This is a genomic window from Bacillus sp. CHD6a (genome assembly GCF_001293645.1).
Classification (GTDB): domain Bacteria; phylum Bacillota; class Bacilli; order Bacillales; family Bacillaceae_I; genus Sutcliffiella_A.
Window position 1 is genome coordinate 163,978 of the sequence record NZ_LBMD01000011.1, and the last position, 23,168, is coordinate 187,145.

Annotated in this window: 28 protein-coding genes; 13 read left to right on the forward strand and 15 right to left on the reverse strand. The window is 39.5% G+C overall.

Annotated elements, in window-relative coordinates:
- Nucleotides 1–4 precede the first annotated feature (4 nt).
- The gene (locus AAV98_RS10700; protein WP_269433460.1) at nt 5–1,192 is read right to left on the reverse strand and encodes an MFS transporter; all 1,188 of its coding nucleotides are present in this window, start codon (nt 1,190–1,192) and stop codon (nt 5–7) included.
- A 220-nt stretch (nt 1,193–1,412) separates the two neighbouring features.
- Between AAV98_RS10700 and kapD the strand changes: the two genes are divergently transcribed.
- Complete coding sequence (gene kapD / locus AAV98_RS10705; protein ID WP_060665552.1) at nt 1,413–2,036, forward strand: 3'-5' exonuclease KapD; 624 nt, start codon at nt 1,413–1,415, stop codon at nt 2,034–2,036.
- 47 nt (nt 2,037–2,083) lie between these two features.
- Here kapD and AAV98_RS10710 read toward each other — a convergent pair whose 3' ends face one another.
- A complete protein-coding gene (locus AAV98_RS10710) occupies nt 2,084–2,467 on the reverse strand; it encodes a kinase-associated lipoprotein B (RefSeq protein WP_082380866.1) in 384 nt (127 codons plus the stop codon).
- Nucleotides 2,468–2,554: 87 nt separating this feature from the next.
- Here AAV98_RS10710 and AAV98_RS10715 point away from each other — a divergent pair, with 87 nt between their 5' ends.
- The 4 genes from AAV98_RS10715 (at nt 2,555) to AAV98_RS10730 (ending at nt 5,061) form a co-directional block, all read left to right on the forward strand.
- Nucleotides 2,555–3,313 (forward strand): peptidylprolyl isomerase, encoded by a 759-nt coding sequence (locus tag AAV98_RS10715; protein ID WP_060665554.1) that lies wholly within the window; start codon nt 2,555–2,557, stop codon nt 3,311–3,313.
- An 85-nt stretch (nt 3,314–3,398) separates the two neighbouring features.
- Nucleotides 3,399–3,602, forward strand: a complete 204-nt coding sequence (locus AAV98_RS10720) for a hypothetical protein (protein WP_060665555.1) — start codon at nt 3,399–3,401, stop codon at nt 3,600–3,602.
- Between the two features lie 122 nt (nt 3,603–3,724).
- Nucleotides 3,725–4,300, forward strand: coding sequence for a superoxide dismutase family protein (locus tag AAV98_RS10725; protein WP_060665556.1), 576 nt, complete (start codon nt 3,725–3,727; stop codon nt 4,298–4,300).
- Nucleotides 4,301–4,455: 155 nt separating this feature from the next.
- Entirely contained in the window at nt 4,456–5,061 is a 606-nt protein-coding gene (locus AAV98_RS10730) for a histidine phosphatase family protein (protein ID WP_060665557.1), read from the forward strand.
- Nucleotides 5,062–5,372: 311 nt separating this feature from the next.
- Here the strand turns inward: AAV98_RS10730 and AAV98_RS10740 are convergent, their stop codons facing one another.
- Nucleotides 5,373–6,542: a MalY/PatB family protein gene (locus AAV98_RS10740; RefSeq protein ID WP_060665559.1), complete on the reverse strand. Its 1,170-nt coding sequence runs from the start codon at nt 6,540–6,542 to the stop codon at nt 5,373–5,375.
- A gap of 105 nt (nt 6,543–6,647) precedes the next feature.
- Here AAV98_RS10740 and AAV98_RS10745 point away from each other — a divergent pair, with 105 nt between their 5' ends.
- Entirely contained in the window at nt 6,648–6,911 is a 264-nt protein-coding gene (locus AAV98_RS10745) for a DUF1871 family protein (protein ID WP_060665560.1), read from the forward strand.
- Nucleotides 6,912–6,991: 80 nt separating this feature from the next.
- On the opposite strand, the gene AAV98_RS10750 is transcribed toward AAV98_RS10745, so the two are convergent.
- Nucleotides 6,992–7,831, reverse strand: a complete 840-nt coding sequence (locus AAV98_RS10750; RefSeq protein WP_060665561.1) for an alpha/beta fold hydrolase — start codon at nt 7,829–7,831, stop codon at nt 6,992–6,994.
- Nucleotides 7,832–7,994: 163 nt separating this feature from the next.
- On the opposite strand from AAV98_RS10750, the gene AAV98_RS10755 reads away from it, so the two are divergent.
- Together AAV98_RS10755 and AAV98_RS10760 are read left to right on the forward strand one after the other, a co-directional pair.
- Nucleotides 7,995–8,495: an Lrp/AsnC family transcriptional regulator gene (locus AAV98_RS10755; RefSeq protein ID WP_060665562.1), complete on the forward strand. Its 501-nt coding sequence runs from the start codon at nt 7,995–7,997 to the stop codon at nt 8,493–8,495.
- Nucleotides 8,492–9,652, forward strand: coding sequence for an aminotransferase (locus tag AAV98_RS10760; RefSeq protein ID WP_060665563.1), 1,161 nt, complete (start codon nt 8,492–8,494; stop codon nt 9,650–9,652). The genes AAV98_RS10755 and AAV98_RS10760 overlap by 4 nt, the downstream gene beginning before the upstream one ends.
- 123 nt (nt 9,653–9,775) lie before the next feature.
- On the opposite strand, the gene AAV98_RS10765 is transcribed toward AAV98_RS10760, so the two are convergent.
- A complete protein-coding gene (locus AAV98_RS10765; protein ID WP_060665564.1) occupies nt 9,776–10,138 on the reverse strand; it encodes a helix-turn-helix domain-containing protein in 363 nt (120 codons plus the stop codon).
- Between the two features lie 289 nt (nt 10,139–10,427).
- On the opposite strand from AAV98_RS10765, the gene yugI reads away from it, so the two are divergent.
- Entirely contained in the window at nt 10,428–10,835 is a 408-nt protein-coding gene (gene yugI, locus AAV98_RS10770) for a S1 domain-containing post-transcriptional regulator GSP13 (protein ID WP_060665565.1), read from the forward strand.
- Between the two features lie 829 nt (nt 10,836–11,664).
- On the opposite strand, the gene AAV98_RS10775 is transcribed toward yugI, so the two are convergent.
- The gene (locus AAV98_RS10775) at nt 11,665–11,898 is read right to left on the reverse strand and encodes a DUF378 domain-containing protein (protein ID WP_060665566.1); all 234 of its coding nucleotides are present in this window, start codon (nt 11,896–11,898) and stop codon (nt 11,665–11,667) included.
- A 183-nt stretch (nt 11,899–12,081) separates the two neighbouring features.
- Here AAV98_RS10775 and AAV98_RS10780 point away from each other — a divergent pair, with 183 nt between their 5' ends.
- On the forward strand, nt 12,082–13,242 hold the full coding sequence (locus AAV98_RS10780) for an iron-containing alcohol dehydrogenase (protein ID WP_060665567.1): 1,161 nt from the start codon (nt 12,082–12,084) through the stop codon (nt 13,240–13,242).
- 41 nt (nt 13,243–13,283) lie between these two features.
- Here AAV98_RS10780 and mnhG read toward each other — a convergent pair whose 3' ends face one another.
- Genes mnhG through AAV98_RS10815 form a run of 7 tightly spaced genes read right to left on the reverse strand, consistent with a single transcriptional unit; the run spans nt 13,284 to nt 19,075 of the window.
- On the reverse strand, nt 13,284–13,676 hold the full coding sequence (mnhG, locus tag AAV98_RS10785; protein ID WP_060665568.1) for a monovalent cation/H(+) antiporter subunit G: 393 nt from the start codon (nt 13,674–13,676) through the stop codon (nt 13,284–13,286).
- On the reverse strand, nt 13,660–13,956 hold the full coding sequence (locus AAV98_RS10790; protein ID WP_060665569.1) for a Na(+)/H(+) antiporter subunit F1: 297 nt from the start codon (nt 13,954–13,956) through the stop codon (nt 13,660–13,662). Before AAV98_RS10790 ends, mnhG begins: the two co-directional genes overlap by 17 nt.
- Entirely contained in the window at nt 13,957–14,433 is a 477-nt protein-coding gene (locus tag AAV98_RS10795; RefSeq protein WP_060665570.1) for a Na+/H+ antiporter subunit E, read from the reverse strand.
- A 6-nt stretch (nt 14,434–14,439) separates the two neighbouring features.
- Nucleotides 14,440–15,921, reverse strand: a complete 1,482-nt coding sequence (locus tag AAV98_RS10800) for a Na+/H+ antiporter subunit D (protein ID WP_060665571.1) — start codon at nt 15,919–15,921, stop codon at nt 14,440–14,442.
- Nucleotides 15,914–16,255 (reverse strand): Na(+)/H(+) antiporter subunit C, encoded by a 342-nt coding sequence (locus AAV98_RS10805; RefSeq protein WP_060665572.1) that lies wholly within the window; start codon nt 16,253–16,255, stop codon nt 15,914–15,916. The genes AAV98_RS10800 and AAV98_RS10805 overlap by 8 nt, the downstream gene beginning before the upstream one ends.
- A complete protein-coding gene (locus AAV98_RS10810; RefSeq protein ID WP_060665573.1) occupies nt 16,255–16,677 on the reverse strand; it encodes a Na(+)/H(+) antiporter subunit B in 423 nt (140 codons plus the stop codon). Before AAV98_RS10810 ends, AAV98_RS10805 begins: the two co-directional genes overlap by 1 nt.
- A complete protein-coding gene (locus AAV98_RS10815) occupies nt 16,664–19,075 on the reverse strand; it encodes a Na+/H+ antiporter subunit A (protein ID WP_060665574.1) in 2,412 nt (803 codons plus the stop codon). The genes AAV98_RS10810 and AAV98_RS10815 overlap by 14 nt, the downstream gene beginning before the upstream one ends.
- A gap of 340 nt (nt 19,076–19,415) precedes the next feature.
- Between AAV98_RS10815 and AAV98_RS10820 the strand changes: the two genes are divergently transcribed.
- The 3 genes from AAV98_RS10820 (at nt 19,416) to AAV98_RS10830 (ending at nt 21,904) form a co-directional block, all read left to right on the forward strand.
- Nucleotides 19,416–19,664 carry a hypothetical protein gene (locus AAV98_RS10820; RefSeq protein ID WP_060665575.1) on the forward strand — a complete coding sequence of 83 codons (249 nt, stop codon included), beginning with the start codon at nt 19,416–19,418 and terminating at the stop codon, nt 19,662–19,664.
- A 189-nt stretch (nt 19,665–19,853) separates the two neighbouring features.
- Nucleotides 19,854–21,203, forward strand: a complete 1,350-nt coding sequence (locus AAV98_RS10825; RefSeq protein ID WP_060665576.1) for a glucose-6-phosphate isomerase — start codon at nt 19,854–19,856, stop codon at nt 21,201–21,203.
- Between the two features lie 293 nt (nt 21,204–21,496).
- Nucleotides 21,497–21,904 carry a YugN-like family protein gene (locus tag AAV98_RS10830; protein ID WP_060665577.1) on the forward strand — a complete coding sequence of 136 codons (408 nt, stop codon included), beginning with the start codon at nt 21,497–21,499 and terminating at the stop codon, nt 21,902–21,904.
- Here AAV98_RS10830 and AAV98_RS10835 read toward each other — a convergent pair.
- Together AAV98_RS10835 and AAV98_RS10840 are read right to left on the reverse strand one after the other, a co-directional pair.
- Nucleotides 21,901–22,911, reverse strand: a complete 1,011-nt coding sequence (locus AAV98_RS10835; RefSeq protein ID WP_060665578.1) for a potassium channel family protein — start codon at nt 22,909–22,911, stop codon at nt 21,901–21,903. The two genes, AAV98_RS10830 and AAV98_RS10835, sit on opposite strands and share 4 nt — an antisense overlap.
- On the reverse strand, nt 22,912–23,160 hold the full coding sequence (locus AAV98_RS10840; protein ID WP_060665579.1) for an atypical membrane-integrating protein (Mistic protein): 249 nt from the start codon (nt 23,158–23,160) through the stop codon (nt 22,912–22,914). It lies immediately after the preceding gene.
- Between the last annotated feature and the right edge of the window lie 8 nt (nt 23,161–23,168).

Below are 23,168 nucleotides of genomic sequence, written 5' to 3' on the forward strand. Positions count from 1 at the left end.
CAATTTAAGATTCTGCTGTTTTCTTTGCACTTTCTGAATGAAAAATGCTATAGAGTAACATCACTCCTGAGCATAAAAAGATAAAACTAGTGATGTAAAACACAGTAGTAATTCCGTAAAAGCCAGCTATCATTCCGCCCATTACAGGTCCAATAACATTCCCTAAGAATCGAAAACTGACATTGTAGCCGAGTACTTCTCCCTGCATGGATAACGGTGCTACATTACGGATATATGCAGTCATACATGGAATCAAGCCCCCAACCACCATGCCAAACAAGAAACGGAACAAAACAAGTTGCCATAGCGATGTGGCAAGCGCTTGAGGGATAAAGAGTATCGAGCTTGCAAGCATAAGAATAACGATGATTTTGTCATGGCCAATGTTATCCCCAAGTTTTCCCCAGTTCCGTGACGCTAACAAATTACCAAAGCCAGTAGCAGAGAATGCGAACCCTGCAAGCAGGGCGATGTTTGTTGCTGCTCCACCTGTTAATTCATTCACATAAAGTGCAAGCAAGGGTTGAATGCTGAAATTAGCCGCCTGGATGAACATGGATAAGAACATAATCTTAAGCAATAGCGGTTTTTGTATGATATATTGCAGAACTTCTTTCCGTGAATATTTCTTCTCTTTCTGATTTGCAGAACTTTTTTTCTTCTCTTTAATGCCGAATGCCACTAGAATCACAGCGAAATAAATTAGGGCTGATGTAAGGAAAAACGTGTAGGCAAAGCCGAAGGAATCTGCAAGCATGCCGCCAATCAATGGGCCGAAAAGTCCGCCGGAAACCGTACCTGTCTGTAAGGTTCCGAGTGTTTTTCCTGCAATCTCTTTAGGGGCTTGAGAGGAGATTAATGCCATTGAAGTCGGGATGAATCCGGTTGCCAATCCCATGATCATCCGGAGAATGAACAACCCATGAACAGAATCTACGACACTCATCAACAGGATGCTGGTTGCAATTCCTGTTCCTGTTAATAACAAGATCGGCTTAAAACCGTACTTATCCCCAATTCTCCCCCAAATCGGTGAAACGAAAAACGCTGTGAGAAAGGTAATCCCAAAAATAAATCCCGACCAACGCTGTATATAGGAATCGGAGTAATTCCCAAACGTCTCAATGAATAAGGATAAGAAAGGGAGAATCATAGTAGCACTAGCAGCAACGAAAAAGTTCGCAATCCACATAATGAACAAGTTTCGTCCTGATATGGAGATGATCGTCACCTTCTCTACAAAAATTTCGGATTATAAATATTTCGTATAACTAAATAATAACGCATTCTCTAGGAAAATCAACAAAACAAGCTTTATTTTTGGAAAAATGAGTGAATTTCGTGCTAAAAACGGTATTCACCGTGATATAATATAGTAATAAAATTCTGAAAATTAAAGAGGGAGGGGAACCATGAAGTCAACACCGATACACTTGTTTATAGATTTTGAATTTTCAATGCCCGAAAATAGAAATTATCCAAAAAACTTTTTCCCCGAAATCATTGAAGCCGGAATTGTTGCAGTGGAAAAAGATAAAATAATCGACCAATATTCAAACTATATTCGCCCAACTGCATTTCCAACTTTGACTAACCGTTGTAAAACCTTCTTAAATATCAGTCAAAGGAGTGTCCTTGAGGGGGCAAGTTTTGAAGAATTGATAGACGTTTTGAATTCCTATAACGTGCAAGAGAGGGGAACAGTTGTAACGTGGGGGAACATGGATATGAAGGTGCTAAGAAACAACTGTGATTATCACGGAGTACCTTTTCCTTTAATGTGCAAGCATGTTGATCTTTCAATGGAATACAAGAAATTCTTTGGTGACCAAAATCAAACTGGGTTATGGAAAGCTGTGCAAGAATATGGAAAGGAAGGAACAGGTAAGCATCACCGGGCACTTGATGATGCACTTACGACATTTAATATCTTTCGACTCGTTGAAAAGGACAAAAGTTATCTTGCCAAACCAGAACCTACTACCATTGGAGACCGAATTGACCTTTCCAAGATAATAAACAAATATGCCTTATAAAAAGCCAAATCCCTTAAACAGGAGATTTGGCTTTTAGTTTGCTATTATCAAAGCTTATAATCCTTTTTTAGAATGGAAAAGTTTTCTATGCTTCTTTTTGCCCAAAGGCTTTCGTCATTCTCGAGTGCTTGCGCAGCTGAATGGAGTGCAAGTTTTAACGATTCTTTGTAATCAATAACTTCCCCACCATAGAGCTTCACCATGTTTTTAGGTATGTTGGTCTGTTCATGAAAGGCCAAAGCCCGACGCTCATGAAAGAGAGGAACGTCCGTTTCTTTAGGTGCGTGTAAATCCCCTTGCTGTGGATGCTTCAATACTGCTTTTACTTTAACTAAATAATGCATAGGGCGAATTGCAGTTACTTCTCCAATATATTTTCCAGTTTTATAAATCCCGGTTACGATACTGCCTACCTCTATTTTCTCCATCATAAGTCCCCTTTCGCATTCAGATAGTGATTTTTTTTGTTATATTTAGTAATATCTTGTTAAGTAAATAAAATATGGGGTGTGACACACGTGAAAAAATGGATGATTATGATGCTTGCGCTACTTCTTATTGTAACAGGTTGTGGGACAAGTACAAACGAAGAAAATGCAACTAGCAATAATGCAACAAACGAACAACAGACGGAAGAAAATGCAGGACAAGACAAAGGTGAAGAAGGAGCAGGCGAAGAAGTTGAAGTCGGTGAGTTTCAACAGTTTACAAACACTAGTGAGACAATCCGTACTGTAGAAATAGAAACAACAAAAGGGAAAATGGTAGTAAACCTTTATCCAGATGCAGCACCAAAAGCAGTAGAGAACTTTGTTAAACATGCAGAAAATGGCTACTATGATGGATTGATCTTTCACCGTGTCATCGAAGATTTCATGATTCAAGGTGGAGATCCAGAAGGTACAGGTAGAGGTGGAGAAAGTATCTTTGGACAACCGTTTGAAGACGAGTTCAGTCGTGAGATGCTGCACTTCAGAGGTGCTCTTTCTATGGCGAATTCTGGAGCGAATACTAACGGAAGTCAATTTTTCATTGTTCATGCTAAAGAGGTAGATGAGGCAACTATGGAATCAATGATCAAAGCGGGATATCCTGAAGAAGTAATAGAATTATATGAGGAAAATGGCGGGACACCTGGATTAGATTTTAGACATACCGTATTTGGACAAGTGATAGAAGGCATGGAAGTGCTTGATGCCATTGCAACAGTGGAAACAGGTGAAGCAGACAAGCCAGTAGAAGATGTTGTGATTAAGAAGATGACCGTAGTAAAATAAGGAAGTATAAGTCGAGAATGGTTCCTTGTAGAAACTTTTGATATAATGAATACGTTCATAACCTTTGAAAGGTCGTGTGGTAACGATGCTTAATTTTTTTATGTTACAACTATTCTTATATTTTCCAGAAGATAAATCTGAGTACATTCCTGCAGGGATTACCTTTGCCATCTTCTTTATAGCTGCCATATTTGTTTTTCGATATATTATTAATGTTTCCAAAAGAGAAAGCCAGAAGGCGAAGGCATTAGAGGAACAGTTGCGAAGGGAAAAAGTTATTAAAGATTAAATGTTTAGGGGCTCATTCACCAATAATGGTGAAGTGAGCCCTTTTTTTATTGTACAAAAACATATTCCCCCTTACTTTCGGGGAAACTTTGGTAAAACGAGTAATGGGAGGTCGACTATTTTATGCGGACAAAAACGTTTATCCTGCCTTTTCTGCTATGTTTGGTTCTAACGGGGTGCATGGAGAGTAAAATAACAGCACTTGATGTGGAGATATTTAATGCGACGGGTGACTCTTTAGGAGTTGCAAAGGTTTCGGAAGACCCAAATGGCGTGAAGATTGAATTGAATCTAGAAGGGCTTCCTCCTGGAGAGCATGGGGTACATATTCATGAAAAAGGGTTATGCGATGCCCCAGATTTTAAAACGGCAGGCAATCACTTCAATCCTGATGACAAACAGCATGGCTTAATGCATCCTGAAGGAGCGCATGTAGGAGACTTGCCGAATATCTTGGTGGAAGATGACGGGACGGTCATTGCAGAATTGATGGCTCCACAAGCAACATTAGAGGAGGGAAAAACCTCCCTATTCGGCAAAGATGGAACGGCAATTATCATTACAGAAAACATTGATGATGGCATGACTCAGCCAGCAGGTGATTCAGGAGAGAGAATTGCATGCGGTGTCATTACAAAAGAGGTCGCAGAAAAAAATGAAGCGGTAGAAGAACCGGTTGATGAAGACGAAAAAAAATAACTTTACTAAAAGGCACACAATTAAAAGGTGTGTCTTTTGTTTGCTTAAATGAAAAAACTACGTTGTATTATTACAGAAATATTCGTAATCTTATTGACACAGTTCGTAGTTTTAAGATAATTTTAAATTTATAGATAAAAAAAGGGGGGGCATCTTTGGAGATACTATTGATAAGGCATGGACAATCAGAAGCAGATATTCTCCAAGTTCATGAGGGGAGAGCAGACTACCCTTTGACGGAACTTGGAAAGATGCAGGCAAAAAGGCTGGCTTGCCGATTAAACGAGCATTGTCCTCCAGATATTATATGGACCAGTACATTAAAAAGAGCCTCAGAAACTGCCGCCATTTTAGCAGAAGAAGTGGGCTGCATGGTCATAAAGGAACCAGGCCTGATGGAATATAATAATGGTGTATTAGCAGGTTTACCTAAAGAAGTGGCAGCTACTAAGTATCCATTGCCTCCTGGGGGAAGAAAACCACATGAGAGGATTCAAAATGGAGAATCTGACATTGAATTTCGCATGAGGGCCGAAATGACGCTATCAAAAATCTTATCAGAGAGTTCTGCTGTTGTTAGAATTGCGATTGTCTCACATGGAGGAATTACTTCAAATTTATTGAAAGCACTGTTGCAATTACCCGTTCATACGAACATTAAGTTCCCGACAGGAGATACAGGAATGCACATTATCAGGAAAGATGATGAAGGTTTATCTGTTGTTTCATTGAATAATTCAGAGCACTTATATAATTTGTAATCGGGTTATGCAAGCATTGTGCTGCATAACCCATATTTTTTGTTCCTATATAACACCGCTGATGATTTCCGCAATTGGCTTCGCTTTCCTGGGGACGCTGCTGGAGCCTCCTCGGCAATGCGAGGCCACTGAAAAGTACATGATTTTTTTTCCTTAAACACCGCTGTGGATTTCCGCAAATGGCTTCGCTTTCCTAGGGGCACTGCTGGAGCCTCCTCGGCTACGCCTGCGGGGTCTCCACCTAGCGCTATCTCGCTGAGGAGTCTTCGCCTTTTGCTCCAATCATCTGCTAACTTTCTATTCATATTCTCTTAACTCAGGGCAGTTTTTAGTCTTAGGAGGCCCTCTTGCAGAGTTGCTCTTGTGCAGGCGACATTCATGCGCAGAAAACTGTTTCCTTCTTTGCCGAACTTGCTTCCCGATTCAAGGGCAAGCTTACCTTTATGAAGAAGGCGACTTTTTAGTTCTTCCTCTCCTAATCTTAACTTCCTGCAATCGATCCAGAGTAGATAAGTCCCTTCCGGCTTGCGTGCGTATACATCAGGAATCTCTTTATGAATATACTCTACCGCATAATCCATGTTTTCTTCTATATGATGCAACACTTCGTCAAGCCAGGGCTTTCCATGCCTATAAGCAGCTTCCATTGCAGCGACACCTAGCATGTTTAACAAGAAATGGCCCTGTTTTTTTAAGAAAATGTCCAATTTTTCACGGAGTGATTGGTTTGAAGTGACCATTGCAGCAGCCTGTAATCCAGCAATATTAAAGGTTTTGGTCGGAGCAATACAAGTAACGGTCTGCTCAGCAATGTCCTTAGAAATAGACGCAATGGGATAGTATGTGTGCTGATTGAATGCCAGATCAGCATGTATATCATCGGAAACGATGATTACATGGTGCTTCACACAAAGCTGCCCAAGCTTCTCTAATTCCGCATGAGACCAAACTGTTCCACCCGGGTTATGAGGATTGCATAATAAATGAAGCTTTACATCTCCATCTAGTTGTTCTTCGAAATGATGAAGATCCATATGATACCTGCCATCTCTATATTCCATTGGACTGGTTATTAATTTCCGGTCATTACTTGTAACCATGTCATAAAAAGGATAATAGACAGGAGAAAACACGATAACTTTGTCACCAGGATTGGAAAAGGTTTGGATGGTCGCGCTCAGTGCTGGGACCACACCCGAAATATAGGTGAGCCATTCTTGTTTAAGCTTCCAGTTGTGTTGTTTTTGGAACCAGTTTACAATAGCATCGGAAACAGATGGGGATATGGAAGTATAACCATAAATTCCATGTTTCGCCTTTTTTATAATCGCTTGGGTTACCTCTTTCGGTGCTTGAAAGTCCATGTCCGCGACCCACATGGGCAATACATCACTACTTCCGAAAATCCGAGCTGTTTCATCCCACTTGACACTGGAAGTGTTTTTTCTGCTAATGTGTTCATTAAAATCATAGGTTTTCATAACTGTTCATCGCCTCCAATCAATTCGACCTCAGTGTACTAAACAATTTTCTAAAAACAAGGTATAATATGCAGTAAATGTTGTTGAAAGCAAGGTGGAAGTTTCATGATAAAAGCAAGTGTGAATGTTAGATTAATGGAAAACTTACTGCAATGGGATCCACTAGGCTATGGCGTTGATGCCTACGATACGGAATGCGTAGATGTTGTTCAAGCAGTGCATGAAATGGACGATACAGAAATATTAGCAAAAAAAATCCAAGATATTTATGAATTTTCTTTTGAGGAATTTATTCCTTTATCCAAATGCAAAGAAAAAGCCAAGGAGCTAATGGTCATTAAAAACGAAGAGGATTCTTGTTCTTTATAATAAGCCACTGATTCTTAATTGTCATGAAAATAAGCTTCCTCATAAAAAGGAGAAAAGCCGCTTAGAGCTTTTCTCCTTTTTTATGGAGAGGTTTGCAGAAAGTCTAAAATGTTATCATATACATCTTGCGGTTTTTCCTCTGGAAGTAGGTGACCGGTTTTTTTATAGGTAATTAATCGGGAGTTCGGCAAGTCTTTATGGAGTCTCTTTCCGACCTCAAGAGGAACCACTTTATCTTCTTCCCCCCAGATCAATAGGCTTGGTGTTTCAATCTTTCTTAATATTTCAGCAGCAAGATCCCCTTCCCGATCGCGGATCATTCTCGTTAATGCGACAAAAATTTGGTCATCATAAAAAGGTTCTGTATATCCCGCAATCATCTCGTCATCAATTAAGGAATGATCATACACCACATTCAATAAATTTTGGATAGGGCCCTGTCTTGCAAGCCAATATTTTAACCATACGTAGAAGTATGGAATGCGTGATGAATAAACAATCGACCTGCGCATTCTTTTTAAATAACCTGAGCTACACAGCAGGACAACTTTTTCAACGAGTTCAGGTTTCTGATTACTGATGTTCAAGGAAATCTGTCCACCCATGGAATGTCCAATTAATACCGTACGATTAATCCCTAGCTTTTCAAGAAGCGATATCACGACTTTTGCCATGTTTTCATAAGAGTACACGAATTCTTTGGATTTTCCGCTTTTCCCAAATGGTGGTAAATCAATTGCGAGAACTGTGTATTCTTTTGTCAGCAATGGGATTAAGCGGCGAAAGCTGAAGGATGACGAAAGAAACCCATGGATAAGGACAAGTGTTGGTTTATTGGTAAAGGGGGAGTTAAAGTCATGGTGAAATTCATAAAACACATTGATCCCCCCAATATTAGTTGTGAATTGATTGGTCTTCATTTTGTCACTCCTGGTTTGAATTGATATAGGTATTTTATCCTCTCATTGTTATTTCAAACCTTTGTATTTTCTTCAATATGTTCTGTAAAATAATCGTAATACATTTAGGCGGAATATTTGCTATAATGAGTCAATGTTTATAAGAAGGAGATGGGATAAGCGCATGCAATTAACAGAAAAAGAATTGGATTTGCTTCAAATTATAGAAGAAAACGGAAGGATTAATATAGATGTACTTTCCAAGATGGTGGAACTGTCTAAAGAAGAAACGGATAGTATGTTGAAAAGGTTGGAAGAAAAACGAGTGATCGTGGAGTATGGGGCAGTTATTGATTGGCGCAAGGTCGACAATTTTGAAGGTGTGACGGCGATGATTGATGTGAAGGTGACACCAAAGCGTGAAGTAGGTTTCGATGAAATTGCAAAAAATATATACCGGTTTCCAGAAGTCAAATCAGTTTATTTAATGTCGGGGGCCTATGATTTATCGGTCGTAATAGAAGGAAAGTCACTTTCTCAGGTTGCAAACTTTGTTTCTGAAAAACTCTCTACCTTAGACTCGGTCATCTCGACGACTACCCATTTCATCTTAAAAAAATATAAACATGATGGAACGATTTTTGATCAGGGAGAAGATGATCGTCGAATAGTGGTGTCCCCATGAGAAACAGAGTCGCAAAACATGTTCAAAACCTTCAGCCTTCTGGGATTCGTCGATTTTTCGACTTAGCGGCGAATATGGAAGGTGTTATCTCCTTAGGAGTGGGCGAACCAGACTTCGTTACATCATGGGGAGTGAGGGAAGCTTGCATTGCTTCTTTACATAATGGACATACGTCCTATACAGCAAATGCAGGATTGATTGAATTAAGAAAAGAAATCAGCCATTATTTAGTCGAGCAATTTGAAGTAGAGTACAGAGCGGAAACCGACATTATTGTCACGGTGGGAGCTAGCCAGGCGTTGGATCTATCGATACGTGCAATTGTTGACCCTTGTGATGAAGTAATTGTAATTGAACCGTGTTTCGTTTCATACGCTCCCCTCATTGAATTGGTTGGAGGAACTGCCGTTAGAGTAGGAGCAGATGCAGAGCGAGGGTTTAGTATTGACTTTCAGGAATTAGAACAGGCGATTACAGACAGGACGAAGGCAATACTTCTTTGTTTTCCTAACAATCCTACCGGTACAATGCTTTCAAAAGAAGAACTCATGAAAGTTAGTCAACTTGTTGAAGAACATGATTTGCTCGTTTTATCAGATGAAATTTATGCAGAGCTTAGTTTTGATGAAAAGTTTACCAGCTTTGCTACTCTTCGAGGGATGAAGGAACGAACCATCCTCATATCAGGTTTCTCAAAAGGCTTTGCAATGACCGGTTGGCGATTAGGTTTTGTAGCTGGTCCCACCGACATTATTGAAGCCATGCTAAAAATCCATCAGTATGCGATGATGTGTGCTTCTACCATGGCACAATATGGGGCCATCGAAGCGTTAAGAAATGGACGTCAGGATATAGAAGCAATGAAAAAAAGTTACCGTAGACGGCGCAATTATTTTGTGTCTTCTCTAAATGAGATAGGACTTGATTGTCACAATCCTGGGGGTGCATTTTATGCCTTTCCATCTGTACAACTTACTGGACTCAGCTCTCAGGAATTCGCAGAAAGATTACTTTTAGAGGAAAAAGTGGCAGTGGTACCGGGAAATGTGTTTGGAAAATGCGGGGAAGGATATGTGAGATGCTCTTACGCATCGTCTTTAGAACAGCTACAAGAAGCAATTAAAAGAATGGAGCGCTTTGTAACAAAGTATCGCTAGTACAAAAAAGGGACCAAGTCCAACGTGAACTTGGTCCTAACAAAAGGGGGAATACTAGAAAGCCTTGATGGTATAAGTATTCCCAACTAAATAATATTTAAAACCTGATTTTTAGAATATTCTTTATTGAGTGCTATATTTTTTTTCGTACAATATTTGCATGACATTTAAGAAGTCTTCATCCGAGTAATCTTTGGCTTTTCTCAAGATTAACTTGGCTCTTTTAACCCCTACATCTTTGATTAGTTCTTCGAGCTCTGGATCTAGACCTGTAGGATTTTGGGAAGTAAAGGATTCTAGTAGTTCAGATGCAGGTACATCTAAAACCGTAGAAATTTTTAGGATGGTTTGCATGTCGGGTGTTTGAAGGCCAGCTTCATACTTTTCAATGGTTCCGGTTCCCACACGAATTTTTAGTGCAAGCTCGGCTGCGGTCATTTTTGCATCTTCCCGATAAAAACGAATGTTTTCCCCAATATTTCTCATTCCGATTACCTCCAATATAAGCAATTTCTTACTTTTATCATACCATGATTAATCTAAAGAAAGTTTGAACATATTTTTACTCTTTCATCATTAGCTTATAAATTTTTTACGTAATTTATGAACATATGGTTATTTTCTTCATTCATAGGATATTAGAGACCAAATGCACAAATAATAATGAGGACTCCAACTATCCAAAAAAAGTATTTTTGATTAAGTATTAAATTTGTGGTATAATCTTTTATTGCGTTCAATGTGTATAAAAATTAAATTATTTAGGAGTGTTTTCATGTCTGATAAATTCGAAATCGGAAGTGTATTAACTGGTAAAGTAACGGGTATTCAACCTTACGGAGCGTTCGTTGCGCTTGACGAAGAAACACAAGGTCTTGTTCATATTTCTGAAATTACGCACGGTTATGTGAAAGATGTAAACGAACATTTGAAAATGGGCGATGAGGTTCAAGTAAAGGTTCTTTCTGTTGACGAAAAGTCTAACAAAATCAGTTTGTCTATCAAAGCTACTCAAGAAGCACCTGCTGAAGCTCCAGCAGCGGCACAAAGAAAGCCTAAGAAGCGTCAAGCAACTGTAGTGAAAAACCACACTGAAGAGGCTCCTGGCGGTTTCAACACACTTAAAGACAAATTAGAAGAGTGGATCGAGCAATCCAACCGTAACGACCTAATCAAGAAGTAATTTTGATTAAGTTAGAAAGACATCCTGTGAGGGGTGTCTTTTTTTAATGATGATTATATGTAGAAGTAATACGGTTGTTTTTCGTTCCATGCGCTTTGCCTTGCGTGCGGGCGGTCCGCGAGCTCCTAAGGCTTCCTATTTCGGGGTCTCACCATTCCCTTCTTCCACGGTCGGCTACGCGCCTTCCACTACAATCAACAATCAACTGACCGAGATAACTGAATAAGCATTACATATGGTCTACGTAAATTTCAGCTGTGGATTGGAGCCAATGGCGAAGACTCCAGCGGGGGAATAACGGTAGATTGAGACCCCACAACGAAGGAGGCCACTGAATACCTGAAAACGTAAAGTTTTTATTAATTCCTAGCTGGTGATTGGAGCAAAAGGCGAAGACTCCAGCAGTGCCCCCTAGGCAAGCGAAGCCTTTTGCGGAAATCAACAGCGGTAGCTAAAAAAATTCTAAAATCAATGACTTTTTCAGTGGCCTCAACGAATTATAGAGGCTCAAGCACCGTCCCGCGGAAAGCGAAGCCATTTGCGGAAAGGAGTGAATAACCAAACAACTAAGAATTCTATCTAATTATCTCGCATACCGAATTATCACAATAACCCATAAAAAAGTCACAATATCCACGAAAAAAGTTAGAATCAATCTCCGAAAAGTCACAATATCCACGAAAAAAGTTAGAATCAATCTCCAAAAAGTCACAATATCCACGAAAAAAGTCACAATCAACCTCCGAAAAGTTACAATACACTCCCATGTGCTACAACTTTGATAAAAAAATGAAACCGCCACTGCGAGGGAGGCGGTTTTTAAAGTTCCTTATCGAGTTGTTCTTGGTTCAACTTCGCTTTCATGTTGCTCAGATGGCACGAAAAGAAGTCCTAGGTTGATCAGTCCGGCAATTCCCACCAAACCGTATATGATTCGGGACAAGGCTGCGCTTTGGCCGCCAAAAATTGCTGCTACTAGATCGAATTGGAAGAATCCGATCAATCCCCAGTTAATAGCTCCGACAATAGTCAATACTAGTGCAATACGTTGAATAGTACTCATAACATACCCTCCTTGAGAATATAAGTGCTTTCCCTCATATAATTTGTAACTGAACGGAAATTATTCATTTATAATTTTTTTTTGTAGAAGCATGATAAAAGTAGGGATATGCAACCTTGAAGCTTATTCGTTGCAACCAATGAAAAAATCATCCATAATCATGGCAAAAGGGAGGTAATAGTAATGGATAATTTTACTTTTTATAATCCAACAAAGCTAATATTTGGAAAAGGACAACTTGAAACATTGCCACAAGAAATGGAGCCATACGGTAAGAATGTTCTCCTTGTTTATGGTGGAGGAAGCATTAAAAGAAGTGGGCTTTACGATAATGTGATTAATACATTACATAAAGCAGGTGCAACAATAACGGAGCTTGCTGGTGTGGAACCTAATCCTAGATTATCCACAGTCAGAAAAGGTATCGAGCTATGTAAAGAGAATCAAATTGATTTTCTTTTAGCAGTAGGTGGAGGCAGTGTAATCGATTGTACAAAAGCAATCGCCGCAGGTGCTAAGTACGAAGGCGATGTATGGGATATAGTACTTAGAAAACACATTGCTACAGAAGCTTTGCCATTTGGTACAGTATTGACTCTTGCTGCAACAGGATCTGAGATGAATGCAGGCTCTGTTATTACAAACTGGGAAACGAATGAGAAATACGGTTGGGGCAGTCCTGTGACGTTCCCTATGTTTTCTATTCTAGACCCAGTAAATACTTTTACGGTGCCAAAAGATCACACTGTCTATGGTATTGTTGACATGATGTCACATGTATTAGAACAGTATTTCCATCAGACGACCAATACACCACTGCAAGATCGGATGTGTGAAGCGGTCCTAACTACCGTGATGGAAACGGCTCCCAAGCTTTTAGATGATCTGGAAAGCTATGAACATCGGGAAACAATACTGTACAATGGTACCATCGCGCTAAATGGTATGTTGCAGATGGGCTATCGTGGGGATTGGGCGACTCATGGCATTGAGCATGCTGTTTCTGCTATCTATGATATCCCGCATGCAGGTGGATTGGCTATTCTGTTCCCAAATTGGATGGAGCATGTAATGGATGCAAATATTGGCCGATTTAAGCAGTTGGCTGTAAGAGTGTTTGGCGTGCAGGACAATGGCTCTGACAGGGAAATAGCTTTAGAAGGTATCCGCAGACTTCGTGAATTCTGGTCTAGCCTTGGAGCTCCTACAAGATTAGCCGATTATGATATTGATGCTAAGAACATTGATAAAATGGCCGAGCATGTTATGTCACGAGGTGCAGTGGGAAATTTTAAATCACTTTCACATGAAGATGTCACTTCTATCTTGAAAGCATCTCTATAAAATAAAACTGGCCAAACCTGATTCGGTTCGGCCAGTTTTTTTTATGCTTCAGTATGGACTTTTTGTCTTTTTTCTATTTCTTTCTTCGGTTCATGTCGTGCTTTAGTCTTCAAATCATCCTTCACAGACTTTTCCCATAGTGGGACGTCTGTATAATAAGCCGCTCTTGAAATAAGATGACCTGCCACAGGGGCTGTAATAAAGACAAATACTATTCCCAGTACTAAACGAGCACTAAAGTAATTATCTGCAAGCCAGAAATACAATAAGGCTGCAACCAGAATTAACAAGACACCGAGTGTGGCGCTTTTAGAGGCTGCGTGACTGCGAGTATAAACATCAGGTAGTCTGATTAGGCCAATGGTCGTTACTAAGCTTAGAAGAGAACCTAGCAGGACGACAACACCAATGAATATGCTAATTGTCTCTGTCATACTCAATTATCTCTCCTTTTTGAAGAAATTTAGAAAACGCAACTGTTCCTACAAAAGCAATCACACCGATGAGAAGAATTACTTCTAAAAATGCATCAGTTTTCAACATGATGGACGTGATGGCAGTTATAGCGATAAGGTTGATACCAATGGAATCTAATGCCATGACACGGTCCGGTACAGAAGGTCCTTTTATTACCCGATATACGAGGCCTAACGTTGCGATGGAAATGATAATTAAGCTGATAGATAGCAATAGGTCCAATGTGCTTTCAATCATTTAACGGGTCACCTCCATGATAGCTTTTTCAAAGGTGTTTTTTATTTCTGCAATTGCTTGATCTGCATCCGGAATATTCATGGCATGGATATAAAGAATCTTATTATCATCAGACACATCCATTACCAAAGTACCTGGAGTTAAGGTAATCAACAGGGAAAGTAACGTAATTTCCCAATCGCTTTTCAGCTCTGTCGGCATTGCAAAAATCCCGGGTTCAATTTTTAATTTAGGTCGCAGGATATCCCGTATTACTTGTACGTTTGCTAGAACAAGTTCTCTTAAAAAAAGGAAAAATAGTCGTCCGGCTGCAAGCACTCGTTCAAAATAAAACCTGCCGGGAAGAAATTTTCTCATTAAAAATAAGATAACAAGCCCCCAAAAGTATCCAATGATGAAGTCGGGAAAGGTCCATTGATTTTTAAGAAACATCCAACTGAATGCAATTACTACATTTATCAAAATTTGAAAAGCCATGTGAAACTACTCCTTTAAAACTGCTTGGATATAGATAGATGGATCCATCAATGTTTCTGCCGCCTCAAAAACGTATGGATAAACAAATTCTGCCCCAAGGCCAAGGAAAGCAGAGAGTGCAATTAAAATGACTGAAGGATAGACAAGGCCTTTGGTTGAACCTTTTTCTTCTTTTGAATCTAACACTTCTTCCCTAAAGAAACAGTTCATGAATATCTTCATAACGGAATACAATACCAGCAAACTACTGAAAAGCATGACTCCAACGAAAATATAATGTTCCTGTTCTAAACCGCCTTGAGCTAGTAGAATCTTCCCAACAAAACCACTTAGTGGAGGTATGCCGGCAAGTGCGAGGCATGCTGTGAAGAACATCCATCCTAACAGGGGATGACGTTTTATTAATCCACCCATTTTTTTTATATTATCTGTTCCTGTAATCGTAAACATTGCTCCCGCTAGTAAGAACAAAGCACCTTTTATCACCATATCGTGTACAAGGTAATAAATGCCACCTGCATAACCTGTTACCGTAGCGATGGAGATCCCATAAATGATTACCCCAACCGCTGTTACAATATTGTAAATAAGTATTTTCTTAACGTCCCAGTATGCTATTGCGCCGATTGCACCGATAAGAATGGTGATAATGGCTAATGCAGCAATAATCTGATGGGTAATTTGAGGCTCGTGGTAAAAAATCAACGTAAATATTCGATAGATGGAATATACCCCGACTTTTGTTAACAAAGCACCAAAGATTGCCGTTATGGCATATGGTGGTGCTTGATAGGAGCCTGGTAGCCAAAAGTATAGTGGAAAGATGCCGCCTTTTAATCCGAATACGATTAAGAAAAGGATGGCCACTACTGTCACGATATCTGTTTGTCCTGACTGCGCAATTTTATCCGAAACATCTGCCATATTAAGTGTGCCGACTAATCCGTAAAGATATGCTAGTGCTATTACGAATAAGGCGGAAGAAATAATGTTTACCAATAAATATTTGATAGACTCTCTAAGCTGTATGCGAGTTCCTCCTAATACTATTAACGCATAGGAAGACATGAGCATGACCTCAAAAAATACAAACAAGTTGAACAGGTCACCTGTAAGAAAAGCCCCCATCACACCTGTAATTAAAAACTGGGTAAAGGAATAGAAGAAAAAGTTTTCTCTATCCTTCCCGATATTACGAAAGGAGAAGAGGACACATGTGAAACTTACAATCACGCCAGTTAGTACGAGAAGAGCGGCAAACATGTCCGCAACTAGCACGATACCAAAAGGTGGTTTCCAATTTCCTATTTCTAATGTTTGAATGCCATCAAGATATACAGTATGGACAAGCACCATCGCTGCAATCGTTGTAAATGTTAACGATATGACACTGATCACTTTTTGGAGCTTAACGTTTTTAGGCATGAGCAATAATAGTGTTGCTGTTATTAAAGGGATCAGTATCGGTAATATAACTAAGTTATTCATGATTTTCATTTCCCCTTAATTGATCCATATCATCGGTTTTTAGTTCCTGGTAAGCTCTATACGCAAGAACTAACAAGAAGGAAGTGACACCAAATGCAATAACGATTGCCGTTAAAATTAAGGCTTGCGGCAACGGATCTGTATAAGCATCTGCTTCTTGGCCGAGTAAAGGTGCAGCCCCTCTTTTTAATCCCCCCATGGTCAATAACAACAAATGGGCTCCGTGGGATAATAGTGCTGTTCCAATAATAATTCTTAAAATACTTCGGGATAACATTAGGTATGTAGCGGTTGCAATTAAAACACCCGCTACAATAGTCATAATAATCTCCATTATTCATTCTCTCCTATCGTTTGAATAATGGTCATTGCCACACCCACTACTACTAAATAAACACCCAAATCAAATGGTAAAGTAGAAGTTAATGCAGTTTTCCCTAGCAAAGGCAACTCTACATATCCAAAGGTATGTGTTAAAAAAGGTACATCAAAGAAAAGAGCAATGACCCCTGTGATGATGGATATCATCAATCCTGCTGCTGCAATAGAAAGGTAGTTGAATGGGAGTGCATTTTGTACTGTTTTTTTATCAAAAGCAAGTAAAAGCAGCACGAGAGCAGCTGATGTCATCAACCCTCCAATAAATCCTCCGCCCGGAGTGTAATGTCCGGCAAAAAATAGATAGACAGAGAAGATTACGATGATAAACGTTAAAAGGGTAGTAGTGGTTTGTAAAATCAAATCATTTACTTTCACCCTTTACTCCTCCCTTCTTATCTGTAAGTCTTAACTTTATCATGGCGTAAATACCAAATGCAGCTATCGTGAGTACTGCAATTTCAAATAAAGTATCAAAGCCACGGAAATCAACCAATATCACATTTACCATGTTCTTTCCGCCAGCCTCTTTATAGGAAGCGGCCTCAAAAAAACTAGAAATGGATTCAAACAGTTTGGAGCTATTAACGGAAAGACCGATAAAGATAACGACAAGACCAACACCTAAAGAAATAATGAAATTTGTCACTTTAAAGCGAAGTCTGTCCATTTTCTTTGATAGCTCAGGAAGGTGATAAAAACATAATAAGAACAGTGCTACTGAAACTGTTTCGACAATTAACTGCGTTAATGCCAAATCAGGAGCTCTAAACAAAACGAAAAACAGGGATATGGAATAGCCCACTGCACCGAGCGCAATGATAGCCGCTAGTCTGGATTTCACAAAAAGTATGGTAACTGCTGAAATAACCATGACAAGAGCTAAAATCACTTCATAAATCCCAGCAGGTGCTACGTTGGATAGATTCACATTAAATGCATCCGTCGAAAATAGAAGAACTCCCAACAAGACAATCATGAATCCAAAAATCATCACAAGGTAGTCACGGATAAAACCGGTCATGTGCGATTTCGTAAATGCAGAAGATCCCCTTTCTAATGCCACTAACCCACCGTCATACAATTTGTTAAGTGTAAGTCTCTGTGGAAACCATTCGTAGATTTTCCCCCACTTTGCAACGGTAAGGTAAAGAAGAACACCTACCAAAATGACTCCAATCGTCATAAACAGCTCAGTATTAAAGCCATGCCAATGATAAATTTTTACTTCCACCGATAACACATTTGATGGAAGGATGGAATATAATGCAGGTTCGATAACCCCTTTTAGCAACATAGGGAAGAAACCGAAGATAACAACTAATGAAGCTAAGATAATTGGTGGTATAAGCATACCAATCGGTGCTTCATGTGGTTTTTTGTCCAGTTTTTCAGGTTGATATTTTCCAGTAAAAGTCTTAAAAACTAAAATCATGCTATAGATAAATGTGAATACACTTGCAATCCAAGCAAGTACCGGAAAAATCATGCCGAGCGTTTCCATGTTCCAAGCACTGATTTCCGATGCCTGCAACATGCCCGTAAAGAACATTTCTTTACTCAAGAACCCGTTGAAAGGTGGTAAACCAGCCATAGAGAATGCCCCAATTATAGCCAGGGTAAAAGTAATCGGCATTAGATTCATCAGACCGCCGAGCTTTCTAATATCCCTGGTGCCTGTTTCGTGGTCGACAATTCCCACAACCATGAACAGGCTTCCTTTAAAGGTTGCATGGTTAATTAGGTGGAACACCGCTGCAAGGGTTGCAATCGTATAAGCATTTTCTCCAATGTAGTCATAATATGCTGCTGCACTTCCTACTCCAAGCAACGACATAATCAACCCTAGCTGACTGACAGTAGAAAAAGCCAATATTGCTTTCAAATCCGTCTGTTTAACCGCTGAAAATGAACCCCAGAATAATGTGGCTATACCAAATCCAGATACAAGCCAGAACCATTCTGGTGCTCCTGCAAAGACAGGACTCATACGTGCTACAAGATAAATACCTGCCTTAACCATGGTAGCAGAATGAAGATATGCACTGACAGGTGTTGGTGCTTCCATTGCGTCAGGTAACCAAATATGGAATGGAAATTGTGCTGACTTTGTGAAGGCACCAAGCAAGAACAAAAGAAGTGCCGGTACAAACAGTTCATGACTAGTAATTAGATCCACACTCGCGATGTTTTCTCGAATGCTGAACGAGCCAGTCATCAAGTATAAGAGGATAATTCCTGCGAGCATTGCTAGTCCACCAAAAACGGTAATCAACATCGATTTCAGTGCACCATAGCGAGATTTCTCACGATGGTACCAGTAACTGATCAGCAAGAAAGAGGAAATACTAGTCAACTCCCAGAAGGAATACATAACAAGTAGGTTGTCAGAGAGGACAACACCTAGCATCGCACCCATAAACATGAGTAGATAAACATAAAATGTATTTAGCGCTTCTTTCTCTTTGGATAGATAATAGATGGAATATAAAACGACCATGGCGCCAATACCAGTGATTAACAGAGCAAAAAGCAAACCTAGCCCATCTAAATAAACAATAAAATCTATTCCAATAGAAGGAATCCATTTCATGGTGCTTGTGTACGTTTCCCCGTTCATGGTGGTGCTTAAGAATTGGAGAAAGTAAATGAACAAAACGAGTGGCAAGACTAAAACAAACCACCCTGTATGTATGCTTTTAAAGTACTTATGCGCAAAAGGCACAAGAATCGCCAACAAAAAAGGCGATAGAATCACTAAATGAATCAGTGACAAGACACAAACCTCCTCTGTTTCTTCTATAAATAATAGTATTCCCTTCTAAACATAAGAAAACAACGCCAAGTACCATTTTTTTCTAAGGTTGTGTCACTTTAACGGTTTGGTACCTGCCTTGTTGCATGTAATAAGGAATAATTATTTTTAAAGAAAAATTACTAAATCAAATTATATACTAAATCATAACCGCTTGCATCCTTACTGTTTGTTAGTATGGACCGATTTTGTCCTGCATATTAAATATGATAGAAACTAGTCAAAACGCCTTTAAAAAAAATTTTTTTCATTGCATAAAATGTCGATATTTAAGCCATCCTAGTCGTAGGTGGTGGTAGATATGGTGAAAAGAAAAGCAGCTGTTGCATTATCCATATTTTCTACTTTATTTGCTGGTGCATGGTGGTTGAGTGTTGAGCAAAAAAGAGATTATGTGGACCATTATTACAATGGGAATTCTTCCGTAGTGCTCATTGGGTCTAATCAACAGGAAAGCTCTAATGTCATCCAACCATTTAAACCACGGGAATATATCCGTATTGTCGTGGCAAAAAAGGAAACAGAAGAAGTAGAAGTCGAACCGACTTGATGGAGAGCCAAAGTGAAAATGGAGAGCGGTTATACACTATGTATAGCCGTTTTCTTGTGAGAGTAAGCAAAAGGAAATAATATTTTTGGGTGTATCCGCTTACAGGATGTAGGAATCCTTGAATTATCCGACAGTATTATGTAAAGTGAAAATTGGCATGCAAATATGTTTTATTGGAGGTTATGATATATGACACATATTCGCTTTGATTATAAAAAGGCGTTATCTTTTTTTGGCGAACATGAAATTACATACTTACGTGATGCGGTAAAAGTTGCCCATCATTCATTACATGAAAAAACAGGAGCGGGAAATGACTACCTAGGTTGGATTGACCTGCCGACAGATTATGACAAAGAAGAGTTTGCACGAATTGTAAAAAGTGCAGAAAAAATCAAAAATGACTCAGACATTTTGTTAGTTGTAGGTATCGGCGGCTCATACCTTGGCGCACGAGCAGCTCTTGAAATGCTCAATCATTCGTTCTATAACGCATTAACAAAGGAGCAACGTAAAACTCCACAGGTTGTGTTTGTTGGGAATAACATTAGTTCTACTTATATGCGAGATTTAATGGACCTGTTAGAAGGAAAAGACTTCTCTATCAACGTAATTTCCAAATCTGGTACAACAACAGAACCAGCATTGGCATTCCGTATCTTCCGCAAGATCTTAGAAGAAAAATACGGAAAAGAAGAAGCTAGAAAACGTATTTACGCTACAACAGACAAAGCACGTGGAGCTTTGAAAACACTGGCTACTGAAGAAGGCTATGAGTCCTTTATCATTCCGGATGATGTAGGTGGGCGCTATTCTGTTCTTACAGCAGTAGGATTATTGCCTATTGCGGTATCAGGAGCAGATATCGAAGCAATGATGAAAGGTGCTGCAGATGCAAGTCGTGACTTCTCTACATCTGAGTTGGAAGAAAACCCAGCTTATCAATATGCAGCTGTACGTAATGTCCTTTACAACAAAGGGAAAACGATTGAAATGCTGATCAACTATGAACCAGGGCTACAATACTTCTCCGAATGGTGGAAGCAATTATTCGGTGAAAGTGAAGGGAAAGACCAAAAGGGTATCTTCCCAGCGTCTGCCAACTTCTCTACAGACCTTCATTCCATGGGGCAATATGTTCAAGAAGGACGTCGCGATCTTTTCGAAACAATTATTAAAGTGGACAACCCACGCCATGAGTTGACAGTAGAAGAAGAAGCGGCTGATTTGGATGGACTCAACTACCTTGCAGGAGAAACAGTTGATTTTGTAAACACAAAAGCTTACGAAGGAACGCTACTTGCCCACACAGATGGTGGAGTACCAAACCTGGTCGTTAACATTCCTGCAATGGACGCATATACATTTGGATACCTTGTCTACTTCTTTGAAAAAGCATGCGCTATGAGCGGATACCTTCTTGGTGTAAATCCATTTGACCAACCAGGAGTAGAAGCATACAAAGTAAATATGTTCGCTCTTCTAGGCAAACCTGGTTTCGAAGAAGTAAAAGCAGAACTAGAAAAACGCTTAAAATAAGCTATAAAGATTATATGTTGGATTATGGACACCACCGCTGTTGCTTGGAGCAAAAGGCGAAGACTCCTGAGGGAGATAGCGGTAGCTTGAGACCCCGCAACGAAGTGAGGAGGCTCAAGCACCGCCCCTAGGAAAGCGAAGCCATTTGCGGAAGGCAACAGCGGCGTCTAACCCAACTTTTTTAAAAAAAGGGATAGTTCCTACGACCATCAGGTTGTAAGGACTATCCCTTTTTCCATATGCATGAAAACCCCTCCATGGGGAAACCTACCCATATAAAAGGAGGGATTGCTATGATTCCTATTCCTTCAAAAATCGAAGGTGCGGAGTTTCAGTTGTATAAATTAGAACAGGAACTAAAAGCCATTGGATATTCCATCGGGGGAAACTGGGACTACGATCACGGCTATTTTGACTATAAAATAGACGATGAAGTCGGCTATCAATTTTTGAGAGTCCCATTTCAATCTGTCGACGGACAATTGGATTCACAAGGGACCACAGTACAGATCGGTAGACCCTTCCTGCTATCCCACAAATACCAGATTGGAATAGATGACAATGTTCATGTTTGGAATAGAACGGCATCCTTTGACCAGTTTTCTGAACCAGAAGATCCCGATGCCACTTTCCCAAAAGAATTCATTGAACTTGGTCATACACTTGTTCATGAATTAGAAGCAATTCTTGGGAGAGATTAGTCTTTAATGACGAGCAAACAGTCATCGGCTTGGATTAACGTGTAAAGAGGAGGATTGACCATGGTGTCTCCTCTTCTTTTTATGCCGATAATGAGAATCTTCTTCTGAAGCATCTGATTGCTAAGTTTTTCGAATGTTGTTCCTACCATCTCTTTTTCCACTTCTAAATACTTTAGTTTGCTTCCCTTCAGCTGATTCAACATATTTAACAAAGTATTGGACATACCATTAGACATCATACTGTTCGTCATTACATAACTTGTAAACATGTTTGTTTGTATTACTTCATCAGCTCCAGCACGTTGAGCATTCTTCACTTGAGTAGAAGTCAAGATCTCCACGATTGTGTACACTTCTGGATTTAACCCTTTGACAGCCAATAAAGTTAACACCGAGCTCATATCTGCTTGAACTTCATCCTTACTTTGATCGGCAGATATGACAACAAAACCAGCACTTTTCACATTGGCAGAAAGTAATGTTTGATCGTTACAGGGATTCCCTTTAATAAAATGTACGTTTTGATCATGAAGCGGGTTTTTCTCTAAGGTTGAATCAATGAGTACAATTGATAAAGGTTTATTGCTCATAGAATTAATTTGCCGTAACGTTTCTCTTACCCGCTCATTCCAACCTATAACGATTATATGTTCAGATCCTCGATAATCCACTTTACCCTCCAAGTAATCATTTTGTGTTGCGATGGCACTTGCAGCCAGTGATACAAAGTATGTAGTGACGAAACCTGTACCAAATAATATGAGAATGATAGCTAATGATCTCCCCGTGACAGTAACCGGAACATAGTCACCGTAACCTAAAGTAGCAGTAGTGACAATCGCCCACCAAACTCCATCGAAAATGGAAGGAAATTCATCCGGTTCAATATAATGAATGAGAAAACCGAAAGTAATATTAATGACAATTATGATGACCAATATCCTTGCTATTAAAGGCCAATGTACAAATCTAAAAATGAGGGAAGTCTGTTCCTTTATTCTATCCATCTAATGCTCATCCCCTGAGGAAATAAAAGAGAGCACTTCTTTAACAATGGAGTTGATCTTTTGGTTCAATGCCTCTTCCCCGTACTTTTGTTTTCCTGCTTCTATCAATTGTATGACCTCATCATTAAAAGAAATAATAGGTTTGTCCTCTTCAGACTCATTATAGAACTCAATGAACCTGTCTAGACTTTCATTCATCTGATCGATGGCTTCGCTTAATTGTTCTTTTTCTTCCTTCCTTAACTTCATCTCCTTCA

Coding starts and splice junctions, on each gene's coding strand:
- AAV98_RS10835 (WP_060665578.1), bottom strand. CDS start 22,911: ATGGATAGAATAAAGGAACAGACTTCCCTCATTTTTAGATTTGTACAT.
- AAV98_RS10825 (WP_060665576.1), top strand. CDS start 19,854: ATGACACATATTCGCTTTGATTATAAAAAGGCGTTATCTTTTTTTGGC.
- AAV98_RS10710 (WP_082380866.1), bottom strand. CDS start 2,467: ATGATGGAGAAAATAGAGGTAGGCAGTATCGTAACCGGGATTTATAAA.
- AAV98_RS10840 (WP_060665579.1), bottom strand. CDS start 23,160: ATGAAGTTAAGGAAGGAAGAAAAAGAACAATTAAGCGAAGCCATCGAT.
- AAV98_RS10755 (WP_060665562.1), top strand. CDS start 7,995: ATGCAATTAACAGAAAAAGAATTGGATTTGCTTCAAATTATAGAAGAA.
- AAV98_RS10700 (WP_269433460.1), bottom strand. CDS start 1,192: ATGTGGATTGCGAACTTTTTCGTTGCTGCTAGTGCTACTATGATTCTC.
- mnhG (WP_060665568.1), bottom strand. CDS start 13,676: ATGACAGAGACAATTAGCATATTCATTGGTGTTGTCGTCCTGCTAGGT.
- AAV98_RS10800 (WP_060665571.1), bottom strand. CDS start 15,921: ATGAATAACTTAGTTATATTACCGATACTGATCCCTTTAATAACAGCA.
- AAV98_RS10720 (WP_060665555.1), top strand. CDS start 3,399: ATGCTTAATTTTTTTATGTTACAACTATTCTTATATTTTCCAGAAGAT.
- AAV98_RS10805 (WP_060665572.1), bottom strand. CDS start 16,255: ATGGAGATTATTATGACTATTGTAGCGGGTGTTTTAATTGCAACCGCT.
- AAV98_RS10795 (WP_060665570.1), bottom strand. CDS start 14,433: ATGGCTTTTCAAATTTTGATAAATGTAGTAATTGCATTCAGTTGGATG.
- AAV98_RS10790 (WP_060665569.1), bottom strand. CDS start 13,956: ATGATTGAAAGCACATTGGACCTATTGCTATCTATCAGCTTAATTATC.
- AAV98_RS10760 (WP_060665563.1), top strand. CDS start 8,492: ATGAGAAACAGAGTCGCAAAACATGTTCAAAACCTTCAGCCTTCTGGG.
- AAV98_RS10830 (WP_060665577.1), top strand. CDS start 21,497: ATGATTCCTATTCCTTCAAAAATCGAAGGTGCGGAGTTTCAGTTGTAT.
- AAV98_RS10725 (WP_060665556.1), top strand. CDS start 3,725: ATGCGGACAAAAACGTTTATCCTGCCTTTTCTGCTATGTTTGGTTCTA.
- AAV98_RS10765 (WP_060665564.1), bottom strand. CDS start 10,138: ATGAGAAATATTGGGGAAAACATTCGTTTTTATCGGGAAGATGCAAAA.
- AAV98_RS10820 (WP_060665575.1), top strand. CDS start 19,416: ATGGTGAAAAGAAAAGCAGCTGTTGCATTATCCATATTTTCTACTTTA.
- AAV98_RS10750 (WP_060665561.1), bottom strand. CDS start 7,831: ATGAAGACCAATCAATTCACAACTAATATTGGGGGGATCAATGTGTTT.
- AAV98_RS10740 (WP_060665559.1), bottom strand. CDS start 6,542: ATGAAAACCTATGATTTTAATGAACACATTAGCAGAAAAAACACTTCC.
- AAV98_RS10775 (WP_060665566.1), bottom strand. CDS start 11,898: ATGAGTACTATTCAACGTATTGCACTAGTATTGACTATTGTCGGAGCT.
- kapD (WP_060665552.1), top strand. CDS start 1,413: ATGAAGTCAACACCGATACACTTGTTTATAGATTTTGAATTTTCAATG.
- AAV98_RS10780 (WP_060665567.1), top strand. CDS start 12,082: ATGGATAATTTTACTTTTTATAATCCAACAAAGCTAATATTTGGAAAA.
- AAV98_RS10745 (WP_060665560.1), top strand. CDS start 6,648: ATGATAAAAGCAAGTGTGAATGTTAGATTAATGGAAAACTTACTGCAA.
- yugI (WP_060665565.1), top strand. CDS start 10,428: ATGTCTGATAAATTCGAAATCGGAAGTGTATTAACTGGTAAAGTAACG.